The following is a 15,491-nucleotide window of genomic DNA, read 5'->3' as shown; positions in this document are numbered from 1 at the left end:
AATCAGGTGTATAATGAAAACATGTAATCGCTTACAAGGAGGCGAATTGGAATGATTAACGACGACAACGTCTTTGCGTTTCTTGGCATTGCTATAGGGGTATCTATTGCGGCGCTGTTCTATGCGCGCTATCTTTACGGCAGTGTCAAGAAAGAGAAGATCCACATGCATCTGCTGGAAAACCTTTCCAGTTTTATTCACGAGGGGGCAATGGCTTTTTTATCGCGTGAATACAAGATCATTATTCTATTCATTATCGTAGTAGCTGTCTTATTGGCTTCTTTAGGTTTAATTCCATCTTTGCAACATGCAGATGGTGTAGGACCGGGAGCTGCTTTCTGTTTTCTTATTGGAACCCTTTGTTCTGGTGTAGCAGGTTTTTGTGGTATGTTGACGGCAACAAAAGCAAATGCCCGTGTAACACAGGCAGCACATGACAACGGTATGCCAAAGGCTTTACGTATTGCATTCAGTGGTGGTTCTGTTTTGGGGTTGTGTGTAGTTGGATTTGGTTTATTAGGTTTAAGTGTTTTATTTTGCGGTTTTTATTTCTTTACAAAAGATATGTATCTGGCAGCACACGTCATCAGTGGATACAGTTTAGGGTGTAGTTTTATCGCATTATTTGCCAGAGTCGGTGGTGGTATTTATACAAAAGCTGCCGATGTTGGTGCAGACTTAGTAGGTAAGGTAGAAAGTGGTATTCCAGAAGATGATCCACGTAATCCGGCGGTCATCGCCGATAATGTTGGAGATAATGTTGGGGATATCGCGGGTATGGGAAGTGATTTGTGTGAGTCCTATGTTGGGGCAATCGTTTCCGCAATATCCCTGGGTATCAGTTATATGGCAGTGCAGGGTGAACACATGGGAATAAGTTCCTTAATGTTTCCTATACTGATTGCGGCTTTGGGTATTTTATCTAGTATCTTTGCACAAGTCTTTGTCCGAGCCAAAGAGTGGGATAACCCTGCAAAAGCTTTAAATATTGCAACTTATGTTTCTACTTTGGTAGTATTAGTAGGCTCTTTACTATTAAGCTATTTTGTATTTAATGATGTCTATCCTTTCTATTCCATTCTAAGTGGATTAGTTGTTGGTGTCTTTATTGGACGTATTGCCGAGTATTACACAAGTGATTCGTATCGTCATGTAAAAGAAATAGCTGAACAATCATTAACCGGTCATGCGACCAATATTATTTCCGGTTTTAGTATCGGTATGCAATCAACAGCTTTAACAATTCTCTTGTTGGCTGCTGGTATTGCTGCCAGCTATCTGTTTTTTGGAATGTATGGTATAGCCTTAGGTGCAGTCGGTATGCTTTCAACTGCCGGTATTACTGTATCTGTGGATGCTTATGGACCAATAGCTGATAATGCCGGAGGTATTGCTGAAATGAGTAATATGGAAGAGCATGTGCGAGAAATCACAGATCATTTAGATTCAGTAGGGAATACCACAGCAGCTGTCGGTAAGGGATTCTGTATTGGCTCTGCGGCCTTTACCGCGTTAGCAATGATAGTCGCTTATTCCCAGCTTGCTCATCTAGATGTCATATCACTATTAGAACCAGGTGTGATCATCGCCTTACTGATTGGTGCAATGCTCCCATTTTTCTTTACTTCTTTAACAATAAAGTCGGTAGGAAAAGCGGCGAATCAGATGATTGAAGAAGTTCGCCGACAATTTAAGGCAGATCCCGGTATTATGAAAGGTACAAGTAAGCCGGATTATGCACAATGTGTTGATATTTCTACACAAGCAGCTTTAAAAGAAATGATTCTGCCTGGGTTGATTGCGGTGATTTCACCCATCGCGACTGGTATCCTTCTAGGAACAAAAGGTCTTGGAGGACTGCTGATTGGCGCATTGATGTCAGCAATCATGTTGGCGGTGTTTATGGCGAATTCCGGTGGTGCATGGGATAATGCTAAGAAATATATTGAGTCCGGTGCTTGCGGTGGTAAGGGAAGTGAGGCTCATAAAGCGGCCATCACAGGAGATACGGTCGGTGATCCCTTTAAAGATACGGCAGGACCGGCAATGGATATCTTAATCAAATTAATGTCAGTGATTTCATTGATCTTAGCTCCTGTATTATTAGAAATGACACCACTGTTGGATTTCCTTTTCCATTAGCTTGAAAAATAACAAAAAATTTCTTATAATGTCTATGTAAGAGTAGACTGTGTGACCCTACGATAGTGGGTTGAAATAGAAAAAGCTCTTGACTTTTGGGTTCAAGAGCTTTTTCATGAAGGAGGATTTCCTTATGGAACTTGTCTTATGCAAAGAGAATGGGCAAACGATCATTCAAGAAAATGGGCATGCGATTTATACGATTGAAGAAGAAAAAGAGCAGGGTCTTTTGTGTGTCTATCTAAAGAACATGTATGGCGAAGAAGTATTAGGAATGTATCAGATACAAAAATGGTATACGCGTTTTATCCGTAAACATACGGAAGATTTTACAATTTATGCAAAAGATGATAAACAAGGTGAAATGCATGGCTTTAAAGAAGGCTATGAAGTGGCATGGAAGGATGTTTTTTATCGCTTTTATGGTGGTTATCATGCCACCAAAAAAACAATCTTATGTATTGATAAAGAAATGCAGCTTGCCGAATTTACGATGGATGCAAAACCTACTGTCCGTTTACGTAATACATCGCTGAATGCCATTTTTGCTTTGTTGTTGTATATGTTTGATGCACATTTGGCCTTTGATAAATTCGAAGAAGAGGCATATTTGTATCGATATAAAGGACGTTATCAAGATGCTTATGAATTTGAAAAATAATCAGATGATGATCCCAATCTAAGTGCTTTTACTATAACATAATTCATCTTGACTGCAAGTATACTGAAAACGGGAGGGATTTCATGAACTTGCAGGCTTTTTTTACCCTTTGGCAGGATGTAGGACTTATTCTATATGCCATTTTAAAAGCTTTTTTACCTCTTCCATCATTAGAAGTCGTGCTGACTCCATTATGCTTAAAGCATCCGGAAAAATGGCTGTTATATTCCTTTGAAGGTGCAATTGGTACTTGCATTGGCGGTGCTATCGGATATGGCATTGCATACAGCGTCGGTCGTAAAGCACTTGCTCATATTGCCAGTGATGAAGATATCGAAAAGGGAGAAACTTTGATGCGCAAACATGGATTGCTTGCTGTGTTCATCGGAGGTATTACGCCAATCCCTGATTTCTTACTGGCTTATTTGGCTGGCTTTACCAAAATGCCTTTTCTTTCCTTTACGCTGTGTGATGGCATGGCTCGACTTTTACGCAGTATCATCGTAACTTATGGATTAAAGAGTTTGGGAACCATCATTCATGTGGATGCTTTTGGAACTTGGTTTTCTTTATTAATTCTAGTATGGATGTTGTATCGCTGGTATCAAAGCCGGCGCAAGCTACGCTCACAAACAACATCTAAGAAATAAGGAAATAGTTGATCGTTTTCCATTTTTTCCGGATGCCATTGTACACCAAGAACGGGAAGTTGTTTATGGAGAAAGGCTTCCACATATTGTTCTTTACTATAAGCTAATATATCCAATTGTTCACCACATTGTTTTACTGCTTGATGATGATAGCTATTGAAACTGGTACCATCGCTATAAAGTTGATGCAGTATGGAGTTTTTGGGGAAATATAACGGATGAGCATGTAGTGTGGCATGGGTATTTATATCAATGTTTTGGAAAAGCTTGCTGCCATAATATACAGCAAGTAATTGCATTCCTCGACATATTCCTAAAATCGGTTTTTGTTTTTGTAAAAAGGCTTGGATACAAGCAAAATCAAAATGATCCTGTGCATGGTCATAAAAGTTGCAAGAGGCATCTGGTATTTCTTGAAGATAATAGCTGCGTAAATCATAACCGCCGCACACGATGAGCGCATCACAACTTGTGGCAGCTACAGCTAATGAAGCATAGGAAACAATGGGGAATAGGGCACAACCATATTGCGAACAAGCATCCACATAGGTTGCATTGATGAACCATTTTGATTGGCTATCAAAAGATTCCATACGGCATGTAATGGCAATGGTTTTCATAACAAGCCTCCTGTTTTACTCTATGCGTTTTTCCTATGCTTGTGCCTATCAAAAAAAGAAAAGCTGATTTTCAGCTTTTGGAGTAAAGTCGTCCTTGCCAAGTATTACGGCGTTTCATCTCTTTATCGATGGTGTTTAAAACATTTACTTTGTGCAAGGTCCAAGTAGGCGCAATAAGTAGTTCTTTCACACCATCACCAGTCAATCGTTGGATGATCATTTCCGGAGGCAAAACTTCTAACTGGCGTATCACGATATCTACATAATCTTCTAATGATAATAACGGAAATGGTTGGTTTTCATATTCTGTTGCCATCTGCGTATCCTGCATGATATGCAGCATGTGAAGTTTGAGTGCGTGAATAGGCAATGTAGCTAATGCTTTGGCACTTTCCAGCATCATATCTGTGGTTTCATAGGGTAATGAATTAATTAAGTGCACCGCCACTTTGATATCAGTTTTTGCCAGGCGCTGCAAACAATCTAAAAACTGTGCATATGTGTGACCGCGATTGCAATGTTGAGCTGTTTGATCATAGATGCTTTGTAATCCCAATTCGATCCAAATATCTTTCTCTTTACATAAGGAATGCAGATAAGCAAGCTTATCATCTTCTAAGCAATCTGCGCGTGTGGCAATGCTTAAGGCAAGTACATCTTTTCGTTCCATAAATGGTTGAAAACAGTGTTTGAGCTCATGCAAAGGGGCATATGTATTCGTGTATGCTTGAAAATAGGCAATACTACCACCATTTGGCCATTTTCTAAGCATCATCTGCTGACGATCCATAAATTGCTTCATTAAATCATCCTGTAGATTTCCAGCATATTCACCACTGCCTAAGCTGCCACAAAAGGTGCAACCGCCCTGACCACAGGTTCCATCACGATTCGGACAGGAAAAATTGGCATTTAAAGGAACTTTAAATACTTTTTGATGATAACGATGCTTTAAATAATAATTCCATGTATGATAACGTTTATTATCATCACTATACGGGAAGGGGTTATTGTATGCCATAAAATCACCGCATTCATTTTAGCATATTCGTATAAAAAGTAAATCTTTTCTCCATCAAAAGTAAAAGCATGCTATAATACTCTTACTAATAAAAACGTAAAATATGAAATAGGAAAATAAAATATTACAAATGAAAAAAATTCCAGAAATGTAAAAGGAAAAAGTATTTATTTTTCACATTAAGTATGAGATAATAAAATGCACACGCAAGGATTGAGGTAGTAAGAATTATGGATGGAAACAAGAAAGTAATACAGTGTAAAAAATATCCGATTACCTATACATTGGTAATTAAACAAGTGAAAAATATCAATATGCGTATTAGTACGAAGGGTGAGGTCATCGTTAGCGCAAATCCATTCGTATCACTGGATAAAATTGATGATTTCGTCAGTAGTAAAGCCAGTTGGATTGCCAAACACCAGAAATCGATGGAAGAACGAAGCCATTGTACTGTGTTTGATGAGAATCAGCTGATGTTGTTTGGTAATTCTTTGAAAATAAAATATATGACGGGGAAGTATAATCATGTAAGCTATGATGATAAATATCTGTATGTGCAATATCGCACAAACAGTGATCCGCAAAAGGTCATTCATCAGTTTATTGATAAATTGTGTAAGGATGTCTTTAGTGATGTAGCAATGCTCACGTGTCGTTCGCTCAGTGACTATCATATCGCATACCCTCAAATCAAAGTGCGGGATATGAAAAGTCGTTGGGGAAGCTGTACACCGGCCAAACAGTCCATTACTTTGAATCGAAAGCTGATCCATTACCCATTAGAATTTATTGAGTATGTAATTCTTCATGAATTTGTACATTTTATTCAGCCAAATCATTCAAAAGCATTTTATCACATTATCGAAAATTATATGCCGGATTATAAAAAACGGATGGAGCTTGTCAGCTAGAAAAGGGAGTTCACATGGTAAAAATTATAACAGATACTTCTGCTTTATTTACGGTAGAAAATGGCATCCATATGGGAGTAGATGTCTTGCCTTTATGTGTCAGCATTGATGACCATCAGTATCGTGATTTATGTTTTGATACAAAATTGTTTCTTGATAAAATAAAGGAAGGGCATGTTCCCAGCAGTTCACAACCACCGATTGGTGAAGTGTTGGCTGCATATGAAGATGCGAAAGAAGAAGAAATTTTAAATATCACAATGGCTGATGGCTTGTCAGGCACCTACCAAACCGCTTGTATGGCGAAGCAGCAGGCATGCAATGCTTCCTCAATTACGGTGTTAAATTCACAAACATTATGTGGACCTCATCGTTATTTAGTGGAGAAGGCAGTGCGTCTTCGTGATTTAGGAAAGAATGTAAAAGAAATCGTGCAGGAACTGGAACACAGTATTGCCAGTGAACACTCCTTTTTGATTCCACAAAATTTTGATTTCTTACGTCGCGGTGGACGTTTAAAACCTGCGGCTGCAACGATTGGCGGTCTTTTGAAACTTAAACCAATCATGGAGAAAGTAGAAGGCGGTACACGGCTAGATAAGTTTGATATTGCTAGAACTTTAAGTAAGGCAGTGCAGCATATTGTAGACTTCATGAAAGAAGATGGCGTAAATGAATATTATAAAATCTTTGTCTCTCATGCAGATGCCTTAGAAGATGCAAGAAAGATCAAAGAAAAACTAGTATCTATCTTCAGCGAATGTGAAATAGAATTATTGGATTTGTCACCGGCTTTCATTACACAGGGAGGGCCACAGTGCATTGCCATTCAATATATTGCAAAATAGAAGATATGTAGGAGTATCTTCTTTTTTGCATATAAAAAAACAGCTGTTTCTAACCAAACGCTGAACAGCATTTTTATGCATATCGTTTATGCTTATGTTTGCTTTTAGAATGCCAGGTCCTTCGTATATTTCTAGCAATTACGTTACACTCTATAGTATAGAATACTGATGTTATCAATAATGAGACATGATATCTTGTGATGTTTGATAATTGGAAAGGATGGATGAAATGATGAATAAAACATTTATGAAAGAATTACTTACATGTATCTCTGTAAGTGGGAGAGAAAAAGCGATACAACAAATTATTTATGAATATATGAAGGATGTATGTGAAGATAGTCAGATGGATGCCAGTAAGACCCTAATTAGTGTTTTGAACGCAAAAGCAAAACAAAAAGTATTGTTATGTGCACACGTAGATGAAATCGGTTTTTATGTGAATCGTATCTACCCTGATGGAACATTAGGGGTCATAAAGGCCGGAGGGGCACATCCTATCTTATACTTGGGTACACATGTACAAATTGTTGGTAAAGAGCTGATTCATGGAGTTGTAATATGTAATAAAATGTTAGAAACAAAGGGAACAATCGTCAGTGATGATTTGCGAATAGATATCGGATGTGATACGAAGGAAGAAAGTGAAAAAGTAGTGTCGCTTGGCGATGTTGTCTGTGCTGCAGTGGATATGCAAGAACTGCAAAAGAATCGCTTTGCCGCAAAAGCAATTGATGATCGAGGTGGAGCTTTTATCATTTTAGAGGCAGTGCGAAAAGCAAAGGAAATGGGAGCTTCTGTTGGTATGTATGCAGCAACTACTACAGGTGAGGAAACAACACGGCGTGGAGCGTTCCATGCGGTTAAAGCAGTGAAACCCGATTGCGCTATCATCGTTGATGTAACCTTTGCCAGTGATTATCAAGGTGTTCAGAATAATGAAGGCGGCGATATTTTTTTAGGGAAAGGTGCTGTTTTATGCCATAGCAGTATTGTGAATGAAGCAATGAATAAACGTATGGAGACTTTGGCTAAACAGCATGGTATTGCATATCAATGGGAGGTTACGCCAGGTTTTACATCAACGGATGGAGATACGATTCATATGAGCAATGAAGGCGTACCTATCTGTTTGGTATCATTGCCTTTACGCTATATGCATTCTTCTATTGAAACGGCGGATTGGAAAGATGTAGAAAGTTGTATTGATTTAATTGCTGCCTTTCTTTGCTCATTAGATTCAGCTTTTTCTTATCTTTAACTACATAGAACAAATAGGAATGTTAAAAGCATCATACTAGTACGAAAGTTATGGTAAACGAAAAAGAAGCCAACTCATTTGCAATCTTATGCAATATATGAGCTGACTTTTTTTGATTTGCTTACGATCGTAAAATGTATGAGTTACATATCACGACCAATGACAGTGGCAATGGCTTTGCCTTTATCAATCACTTCTTTAAAACGTTCTGGCTTTAAGGATTGCGCTCCATCGCTCCATGCATTTTCCGGATCATTATGAACTTCGATGATCAATCCATCTGCTCCAGCGGCAATGGCTGCTAAAGAAGCAGATTCTACTAATTTCCAATCACCGGTTGCATGACTTGGGTCAATAATAATCGGCAGATGCGTTTTTTCTTTAAGAATTGGAATTACCGATAAATCTAAGGTGTTTCTTGTATACGTTTCAAAGGTGCGAATCCCGCGTTCACAGAAGATGACATTTTCATTTCCTTCTGACATGATATACTCTGCTGCCATGATCCATTCTTCAATGGTATTTGCTAATCCACGTTTTAATAGTACTGGTTTCTTCACACGTCCCACAGCTTTCAATAAATCGAAATTCTGCATGTTGCGAGCACCAATTTGAATCAAATCAACATTTTCGACAAATTCATCTAGCTTATCCACACTCATTAACTCACTGACGATAGGTAAGCCATATGTTTCTCTTGCGTGCATCATACATTGAATGCCTTTTGTCCCCATGCCTTGAAAAGCGTATGGAGAGGTACGCGGCTTATAAGCACCTCCACGCAGCATACAGCCACCGGCTTCTTTCACACTTTTGGCAATATCCATAATTTGTTTATCACCCTCTACTGAGCAAGGTCCACCAATCACAACGATTTTTTCCTTACCGCCAACCTTGATACCAGCTACATCGACTATAGTATCTGCTGGATGAAATAAGCGATTAGCTTTTTTGTATGGAGCGGCAATACGAGTAACATTTTCTACAAAAGGGTGAGCTTTTACTAATTTTTCATCAACTCGTGAGGTATCTCCAACTAGACCAAAGACATTATAATTATCACCATGAATCATCGTGACAGATAAGCCTTTTTGTTCAAAGTTGTGAATCAGTTTGTTGACCTCGTCTTTAGGCGCATTTTTCTTTAATGTAATAATCATAAATTTTTCCTCTTTCTATTAATCTTTTACAGCATTGATTAGAATGCTGTGATAAGCTGTTTCAATTTCGCTAACTGTTTCTTCTATATCGGTGTTATTCACCGCAATATAAGCTGCATACTTTCGATAGAGCGCTATACGCTCTGTATACATTTTATGCAAAGCTTCTTTACTGCTTGACAATGGACGATTGGGGTCAGCACTAATTAACTTATCGACATCGCGATCAATGAAAATAGTGATGCCATTTTGTCTTAAGTAATCCATATTCACTTTATGCTTAACAGTGCCACCGCCTGTCGCGATAATCTTATTGTTTGTTTTCGCAAGCTCAATAGCAACTTCTGTTTCTATAGCGCGAAATCCAGCTTCTCCACTTTCTGTGAAAATTTCAGGAATGCTTTTACCAGCTTTTTCAATAATCTTATCATCTAAATCAATGAACTCTTTCTGCATCCGTTTTGCTAGCATTTTACCGATTGTCGTTTTTCCTGAACTTGGCATGCCAATCAAAACGATGTTGCAGCGTTTCATTAACATATCTTGATAGATTTCATCTATGATGGCATCATCGATGGTTTTGTTCAGAAAATACTCAACGCTTTGTTTTGCTTGTGCAATGAGCATTTCTAAGCCGTTGACATGTTTGATACCTTCATTTTGGGCTTCTAAACAGAAACGTGTTAGAATTGGATTATAAATCACATCCATAACTGCTTCACATTTGTGAAACAATGTAATGTCAATAGGAGTATTGCCAATATGAGGATACATGCCGACAGGGGAGGTGTTAATGATAATTTCAGCATCTAGATGATGCAAAAAGCATTCATCATATGTGATGGCACCATTTCCTGCAACCACATCTACAATGATCATTTGTTTTGCTTGTTCATGCTGCACAACAGCCTGTATTGCTGCGGATGCTCCACCGTTGCCTATGATCAGTACCTTCTTGCCTTTCATTTGCACACCATGCTTTTTTACCATGTAATGAAAACCGGTGAAATCTGTATTATAGCCAATCAATTTGCCTTCTTTATTCACAATGGTATTTACAGCACCAATAGCTTTTGCATGCTCATCAATTTCATCTAAATAGGGGATAACTTCTTTTTTATAAGGGATCGTGACATTGATTGCGGTAAAATCACGTTTTTCCATAAATGCGTGAAATGCTTCTTTGGAAAGGGGAATCAGATCATACGTATAATCAGCAATGCGCTCATGAATTTCTTTTGAGAAGCTATGCCCGAGTTTTTCTCCGATAAGTCCATATCTCATAATTTTCTACCTCTTCTTTCTCATGATTATGAATAGAAGTACATCATGCCGTGCAACAAAAAAAGCATCAACGTCTGATAACTGTTCGATGCTTTATTAAAGCCCTGAAAAGGAACCATTCAATTTATCATGGTTTTTTCAGGGCTATCTAAAGTAAAAGTAAAATGTTTCGTAGGTTGTTGTATGCATGAGTATCACTCCTATTGCTTATAGAATACAATGTTTCTGCAAAAAAAGCAATAATTATTTTCATGAATTTGCATGATGTATGAAAAATAATGAAAAAAGATTAATGGCTGTGTGCATGCGATTGGCCTGTTGTTGTGAGATGCGCAATGTTATATAAAAGGAGTGATCCTATCGTTGGTACGCCAATAAGAAACGATGTAGTCTTAGGATCATAGATACAATTACCGACATTGTTAGGATTATATCATTTTTCTTTAACTACACGATCATATCGCTTGCAGGCATGAAGGAGATGGTATCTATCTTCATGATGAATGTTCAATAACGGTTATTGGGTAAATTGCCATAATGTGTGTAGGTGTTGTTTCATTGTTAAATAACCTAAAGAATAGCAAAATAAAGAAATTCTTGGTATAATAAAAAGCATTCAAAGCATAAAGGACTAAAAAGTATTCCATTCATGAGATGATAATCTAGAGGCATTTAAAGCATATGCAATAGGAGGAAAAAATGAAAACGGTAAAGGTCAGAAAGACAGTAATCGGAGAAGGACGGCCAAAGATTTGTGTTCCGATTCTTGGTAAAAATAAAGAAGAACTGTTATCAGAAGTAGATGAATTGAAACAATTAGATGTTGATGTAGTAGAATGGCGTATGGATTGGTTTGATGATATTATGGATCATTCAAAGGCATGTGCTATGCTGCATACATTGCGTGAAGCATTAGGCGATATGGTGATATTAGCGACCTTTCGTACAAAACAGGAAGGTGGCGAAAAAGCGATACAGAAAAAAGATTATGTAGCATTGTATCATGATATTATCATGAGTAAGGATGCGGATCTGATTGATGTAGAATTGTTTATTGGGGAAGAAGAAGTTAAAACCATTGTTAAAGATGCTCATAACCATCAAGTGGCAATCGTGATGAGTAATCATGATTTCGTGAAAACACCAAGCTGTGACGAGATTGTTGCACGTCTAAAAACAATGCAGGAACGCGATGCGGATATTTCGAAAATGGCCGTTATGCCACAGAGTAAAGCGGATGTTATAACACTGTTATCTGCAACAAATATCATGTATGAACAATTTGCGGATCGTCCAATTATCACCATGTCGATGGCGAAGGATGGTATCGTCTCACGCATATGTGGAGAGGTCTTTGGTTCTGCAATGACCTTTGGCGCCGCAACAAAAGCCAGTGCACCAGGACAAGTTGCCGCAAAGGATTTAAAGAATATGGTTGAAATGCTGCATAAGAGTTTAAAGGAAGAGTGAAGCCACTTTTCCTTTCTTTTTCTATGATTTTACTGTTGCACATTAAAACGAAAAAGGGTAAAATAAAAGGTGTGTTGGAACTTTTTTCAGAAATAATGAAAAAGTTTCAGGAAGGAGAAGCTATGTATAAGATCGTAGAGAAAGAGAACCTGAACCCAACCGTAACCAAAATGGTGGTTGCAGCTCCAGCTGTTGCTAAAAAAGCGTTGGCTGGTCAATTTATCATTTTGCGTGTGCATGAAAATGGGGAACGTATTCCTTTGACTATTGCGGATTATGACCGTGTAAAGGGAACAATTACAATTATTTTTCAGATTGTTGGAAAAACAACTATGCTGTTGAATGAATTGAATGAAGGAGATAGCATTTTAGATTTTGTTGGTCCATTAGGAAAACCATCTCATGTGGATGGCTTAAAAAAAGTTTGTGTCATTGGTGGAGGCGTTGGCTGTGCAATCGCGTATCCAACCGCGAAGGCCTTGCATGAGAACGGAGCTGATGTGACGGTAATTACCGGATTTAGAAATAAAGATCTTGTCATTCTGGAGGATGAATTCAAACAGGTGAGCAGTCATGCTTATTTGGTAAGTGATGATGGCAGTACCGGTACAAAAGGTCTGGTTACCAATGTATTGCAAGATTTGATCAATCAGGGAGAAACCTTTGATGAAGTCATTGCAATTGGACCACTGATTATGATGAAATTTGTTTGCGAATTAACAAAGAAATATAACATCAAAACGATTGTCAGCATGAATCCGATCATGATCGATGGTACAGGCATGTGTGGTGGTTGCCGTCTGAGTGTAGGTGGTAAAACCAAATTTGCTTGTGTAGATGGTCCGGATTTTGATGGTCATGAAGTTGATTTCGATGAGGCGATGTCACGTGGTGCTACCTATCGTGAATTTGAGGCTAGAGAACGTGAAGAAGCCTGCAATCTATTGAAGAAGGGGGTTGCATAATATGGCAAATATGGCAATGACAAAAGTACCTATGCCTACACAGGATGGGAATGTCAGAAGAAATAATTTTGATGAAGTAGCCCTTGGTTATACGAAAGAAATGGCGATGGAGGAAGCACAACGCTGCCTGCATTGTCCTACGAAACCATGTATTAGCGGATGTCCGGTAGCTGTCAATATTCCTGATTTCATTGAAGAAGTAAAAAATGGAGAATTTGAAAAAGCGTATCAGATCATCCGCCAGACAAGTTCTTTACCTGCTGTCTGCGGACGTGTTTGTCCACAGGAAACACAGTGTGAAAGCAAGTGTGTTCGTGGTGTAAAGGGTGAAGCAGTAGCAATTGGACGTTTAGAGCGTTTTGTAGCTGATTGGCATCGCGAACATGTAAAGGATGAGGCGGTAAAACCTGCCAGCAATGGACATAAGGTTGCTGTTGTTGGTGCTGGCCCTGCAGGCTTGACTTGTGCCGGAGATTTGGCAAAATTGGGTTATCAAGTATCCGTTTTTGAGGCATTGCATGTAGCCGGCGGTGTGTTAATGTATGGTATTCCTGAATTCCGTCTGCCAAAAGCAATCGTACAAAATGAAATTGATGGTTTAAAGCAGATGGGCGTAGATATTGAAACAAACATGGTCATTGGGCGCAGTGAATCGGTGGATGATTTGTTTGAAGCCGGTTATGAGTCGGTATTTATTGGCAGCGGTGCTGGTTTGCCTAACTTTATGAATATGCCAGGTGAAAATCTGAAAGGTGTATATTCAGCAAATGAGTTCTTAACTCGCTGCAATCTAATGAAAGCTTATAAAGAAGGTGTTGATACACCAATTCAGCATCCAAAACGTGCAGTCATCGTCGGCGGCGGTAATGTGGCAATGGATGCAGCACGTTGCGCAAAACGTCTGGGAGTTGAAGAAGTTACCATCGTATATCGTCGTAGCATGGAGGAGTTGCCGGCTCGTAGGGAAGAAGTTGAGCATGCACAAGAAGAAGGAATTATCTTTAGATTGTTAACTAATCCTGTACGTGTACTTGGTGATGAAAACGGCTGGGTCAAAGGTATGGAATGTGTATCTATGGAATTAGGTGAACCAGATGAAAGCGGTCGTAGACGCCCTGTAGAAATAAAGGATAGTAATTTTGTTTTGGATGTGGATTGTATGATCATGGCTATCGGAACTTCACCAAATCCTTTAATTCGTTCCACTACGGAAGGATTGGAAACAAATCGCAAAGGCTGTTTAATTGCCGATGATAATGGTGCTACTACAAGAGAAGGTGTCTTTGCGGGAGGAGATGCTGTTACAGGTGCTGCTACGGTTATTTTGGCCATGGGTGCTGGGAAAACAGCTGCAAAAGCGATGGATGCCTATATTCAAAATAAGAAATGATAAAAAAGCAGTGACAACACTGCTTTTTTATAAGATAAGATGATTTTTACAATTATAAAACGGACATTGCATAAGAAAGTGTATAGCCCAAAAGTTTTTGGAAGGGTTTACAAAAGCTTTGAAAAATGTTATTATAATCTCAGGAAATAAGTACCTTATTTCTAATATCATAATATTGGCTCTATTATGATAGAAATGGAAATGGTTTTCTTGCATTCCTTCCTTTCATTGTAAGAGATACCTTCCATATTCATATCGATTTCCTTTCGATAACCTATTTAAGAAGGACGTGGTGATGCGCGTCCTTTTTAAAAGCTATGTAAGGGAACAAGAACGTTCCCTGTAATACTACCAGCGATTGCAGTTATTCCAATTGTTGTTGCAGCCACATCCAAAATCGCCTTCGATACTACGCATGCAGTTAACAAACTGACGAGCACAACGGTTTTCTCTTGCTCTGCGGCATGCTGCATGATGAGCAATACGTTCTACTTCACGGAACAATGCATCATCATAGTTGTTGTTACAAGAGCAACAGTTACAACCTTTGTTGAAGAAGTTACCATCGTTAAAGCCTCTGTTGAAGTTACCATTACACATAAACAATTCCTCCTTTATGAGATACGTTTTTTCTTAACGTATCTTCATCAATAAGGTATGAATAGCATTGCTTGCCCATTTAGGCAATCGCTCGTACTTTTTTAAAAATGAGAAGAACGCCCGTATGAAAGATAAGGCAATCCATAATATATACCGATATAAAAATTGCTTGTTGCGCTAAGTTTATGGTATGCTGATGGTGGTGATCCTATGAGACATAAAGAACAATGGAATTTAATAGCGGCCGCATGTATATTGGTCTTGTTTGTTGTGACGATTTTCATACCGTCATTTGAGCCGTTAGCTAAGACAATCGCACTTTTGCTATATGCATTGGTTAGTATAATATCCTTACAAAAGCAAAAGAAAGAGGGAGAGGATATTCAAAAAGCAGCTATGTTTTCCCTTGCGGTTTTTCTCATTTTAGGCTATTTACTCTTTTTTGTATGATGTGAGATGAAAAAAGTCAGTGAAACATTGACAAAAACATGAAGAATTGAGTATA

Annotated in this window: 15 protein-coding genes; 10 read left to right on the top strand and 5 right to left on the bottom strand. The window is 38.5% G+C overall.

All coding sequences use genetic code 11. The features are described from left to right. The first annotated feature begins 51 nt into the window (after positions 1-51). The 3 genes from ACESSZ_RS02970 (at position 52) to ACESSZ_RS02960 (ending at position 3,453) form a co-directional block, all read left to right on the top strand. Positions 52-2,142: a sodium-translocating pyrophosphatase gene (locus ACESSZ_RS02970; protein ID WP_008688558.1), complete on the top strand. Its 2,091-nt coding sequence runs from the start codon at positions 52-54 to the stop codon at positions 2,140-2,142. 133 nt (positions 2,143-2,275) lie between these two features. Beyond that, positions 2,276-2,803, top strand: a complete 528-nt coding sequence (locus ACESSZ_RS02965) for a hypothetical protein (protein ID WP_008688557.1) — start codon at positions 2,276-2,278, stop codon at positions 2,801-2,803. A gap of 83 nt (positions 2,804-2,886) precedes the next feature. After that, positions 2,887-3,453, top strand: coding sequence for a YqaA family protein (locus ACESSZ_RS02960; protein ID WP_008688556.1), 567 nt, complete (start codon positions 2,887-2,889; stop codon positions 3,451-3,453). Here ACESSZ_RS02960 and ACESSZ_RS02955 read toward each other — a convergent pair. Then, the gene (locus ACESSZ_RS02955) at positions 3,408-4,073 is read right to left on the bottom strand and encodes a gamma-glutamyl-gamma-aminobutyrate hydrolase family protein (RefSeq protein ID WP_008688555.1); all 666 of its coding nucleotides are present in this window, start codon (positions 4,071-4,073) and stop codon (positions 3,408-3,410) included. The genes ACESSZ_RS02960 and ACESSZ_RS02955 overlap by 46 nt on opposite strands. Before the next feature lie 70 nt (positions 4,074-4,143). Further along, positions 4,144-5,094: a tRNA modification radical SAM protein MnmL/YtqA gene (mnmL, locus tag ACESSZ_RS02950; RefSeq protein WP_008688554.1), complete on the bottom strand. Its 951-nt coding sequence runs from the start codon at positions 5,092-5,094 to the stop codon at positions 4,144-4,146. Between the two features lie 230 nt (positions 5,095-5,324). Between mnmL and ACESSZ_RS02945 the strand changes: the two genes are divergently transcribed. The 3 genes from ACESSZ_RS02945 (at position 5,325) to ACESSZ_RS02935 (ending at position 8,117) form a co-directional block, all read left to right on the top strand. Beyond that, complete coding sequence (locus ACESSZ_RS02945; protein WP_008688553.1) at positions 5,325-6,008, top strand: M48 family metallopeptidase; 684 nt, start codon at positions 5,325-5,327, stop codon at positions 6,006-6,008. Positions 6,009-6,022: 14 nt separating this feature from the next. Further along, positions 6,023-6,856 (top strand): DegV family protein, encoded by an 834-nt coding sequence (locus tag ACESSZ_RS02940; protein ID WP_008688552.1) that lies wholly within the window; start codon positions 6,023-6,025, stop codon positions 6,854-6,856. A gap of 229 nt (positions 6,857-7,085) precedes the next feature. Continuing rightward, positions 7,086-8,117 carry a zinc-binding metallopeptidase family protein gene (locus tag ACESSZ_RS02935; RefSeq protein ID WP_499842685.1) on the top strand — a complete coding sequence of 344 codons (1,032 nt, stop codon included), beginning with the start codon at positions 7,086-7,088 and terminating at the stop codon, positions 8,115-8,117. A 143-nt stretch (positions 8,118-8,260) separates the two neighbouring features. On the opposite strand, the gene aroF is transcribed toward ACESSZ_RS02935, so the two are convergent. Beyond that, positions 8,261-9,277 carry a 3-deoxy-7-phosphoheptulonate synthase gene (aroF, locus tag ACESSZ_RS02930; protein ID WP_008688550.1) on the bottom strand — a complete coding sequence of 339 codons (1,017 nt, stop codon included), beginning with the start codon at positions 9,275-9,277 and terminating at the stop codon, positions 8,261-8,263. 18 nt (positions 9,278-9,295) lie between these two features. After that, positions 9,296-10,561, bottom strand: coding sequence for a shikimate kinase (locus ACESSZ_RS02925; protein ID WP_008688549.1), 1,266 nt, complete (start codon positions 10,559-10,561; stop codon positions 9,296-9,298). A 699-nt stretch (positions 10,562-11,260) separates the two neighbouring features. Between ACESSZ_RS02925 and aroD the strand changes: the two genes are divergently transcribed. From aroD to gltA, 3 genes are all read left to right on the top strand, one after another. Continuing rightward, on the top strand, positions 11,261-12,031 hold the full coding sequence (gene aroD / locus ACESSZ_RS02920) for a type I 3-dehydroquinate dehydratase (RefSeq protein ID WP_008688548.1): 771 nt from the start codon (positions 11,261-11,263) through the stop codon (positions 12,029-12,031). Positions 12,032-12,153: 122 nt separating this feature from the next. Further along, positions 12,154-12,996: a sulfide/dihydroorotate dehydrogenase-like FAD/NAD-binding protein gene (locus ACESSZ_RS02915; RefSeq protein WP_008688547.1), complete on the top strand. Its 843-nt coding sequence runs from the start codon at positions 12,154-12,156 to the stop codon at positions 12,994-12,996. 1 nt (position 12,997) lies between these two features. Beyond that, positions 12,998-14,386 carry an NADPH-dependent glutamate synthase gene (gene gltA / locus ACESSZ_RS02910; protein ID WP_008688544.1) on the top strand — a complete coding sequence of 463 codons (1,389 nt, stop codon included), beginning with the start codon at positions 12,998-13,000 and terminating at the stop codon, positions 14,384-14,386. Between the two features lie 348 nt (positions 14,387-14,734). Here the strand turns inward: gltA and ACESSZ_RS02905 are convergent, their stop codons facing one another. Continuing rightward, entirely contained in the window at positions 14,735-14,986 is a 252-nt protein-coding gene (locus ACESSZ_RS02905; protein WP_008688543.1) for a hypothetical protein, read from the bottom strand. Between the two features lie 210 nt (positions 14,987-15,196). Here ACESSZ_RS02905 and ACESSZ_RS02900 point away from each other — a divergent pair, with 210 nt between their 5' ends. Next, a complete protein-coding gene (locus ACESSZ_RS02900) occupies positions 15,197-15,436 on the top strand; it encodes a hypothetical protein (protein ID WP_008688542.1) in 240 nt (79 codons plus the stop codon). The last annotated feature ends 55 nt before the right edge of the window (positions 15,437-15,491 follow it).

It is taken from the genome of Eubacterium sp. 3_1_31 (assembly GCF_964249515.1).
Taxonomy (GTDB): Bacteria; Bacillota_I; Bacilli_A; order Erysipelotrichales; family Erysipelotrichaceae; genus Longicatena; species Longicatena caecimuris.
The sequence above is the reverse complement of the archived record's forward strand: the minus strand, read 5'-3'. Positions and strand labels throughout refer to the sequence as shown.

Bases quoted from the DNA above. Each gene is read 5' to 3' on its own strand.
- ACESSZ_RS02970 (WP_008688558.1), top strand. From the start codon at position 52: ATGATTAACGACGACAACGTCTTTGCGTTTCTTGGCATTGCTATAGGG.
- ACESSZ_RS02965 (WP_008688557.1), top strand. From the start codon at position 2,276: ATGGAACTTGTCTTATGCAAAGAGAATGGGCAAACGATCATTCAAGAA.
- ACESSZ_RS02960 (WP_008688556.1), top strand. From the start codon at position 2,887: ATGAACTTGCAGGCTTTTTTTACCCTTTGGCAGGATGTAGGACTTATT.
- ACESSZ_RS02955 (WP_008688555.1), bottom strand. From the start codon at position 4,073: ATGAAAACCATTGCCATTACATGCCGTATGGAATCTTTTGATAGCCAA.
- mnmL (WP_008688554.1), bottom strand. From the start codon at position 5,094: ATGGCATACAATAACCCCTTCCCGTATAGTGATGATAATAAACGTTAT.
- ACESSZ_RS02945 (WP_008688553.1), top strand. From the start codon at position 5,325: ATGGATGGAAACAAGAAAGTAATACAGTGTAAAAAATATCCGATTACC.
- ACESSZ_RS02940 (WP_008688552.1), top strand. From the start codon at position 6,023: ATGGTAAAAATTATAACAGATACTTCTGCTTTATTTACGGTAGAAAAT.
- ACESSZ_RS02935 (WP_499842685.1), top strand. From the start codon at position 7,086: ATGATGAATAAAACATTTATGAAAGAATTACTTACATGTATCTCTGTA.
- aroF (WP_008688550.1), bottom strand. From the start codon at position 9,277: ATGATTATTACATTAAAGAAAAATGCGCCTAAAGACGAGGTCAACAAA.
- ACESSZ_RS02925 (WP_008688549.1), bottom strand. From the start codon at position 10,561: ATGAGATATGGACTTATCGGAGAAAAACTCGGGCATAGCTTCTCAAAA.
- aroD (WP_008688548.1), top strand. From the start codon at position 11,261: ATGAAAACGGTAAAGGTCAGAAAGACAGTAATCGGAGAAGGACGGCCA.
- ACESSZ_RS02915 (WP_008688547.1), top strand. From the start codon at position 12,154: ATGTATAAGATCGTAGAGAAAGAGAACCTGAACCCAACCGTAACCAAA.
- gltA (WP_008688544.1), top strand. From the start codon at position 12,998: ATGGCAAATATGGCAATGACAAAAGTACCTATGCCTACACAGGATGGG.
- ACESSZ_RS02905 (WP_008688543.1), bottom strand. From the start codon at position 14,986: ATGTGTAATGGTAACTTCAACAGAGGCTTTAACGATGGTAACTTCTTC.
- ACESSZ_RS02900 (WP_008688542.1), top strand. From the start codon at position 15,197: ATGAGACATAAAGAACAATGGAATTTAATAGCGGCCGCATGTATATTG.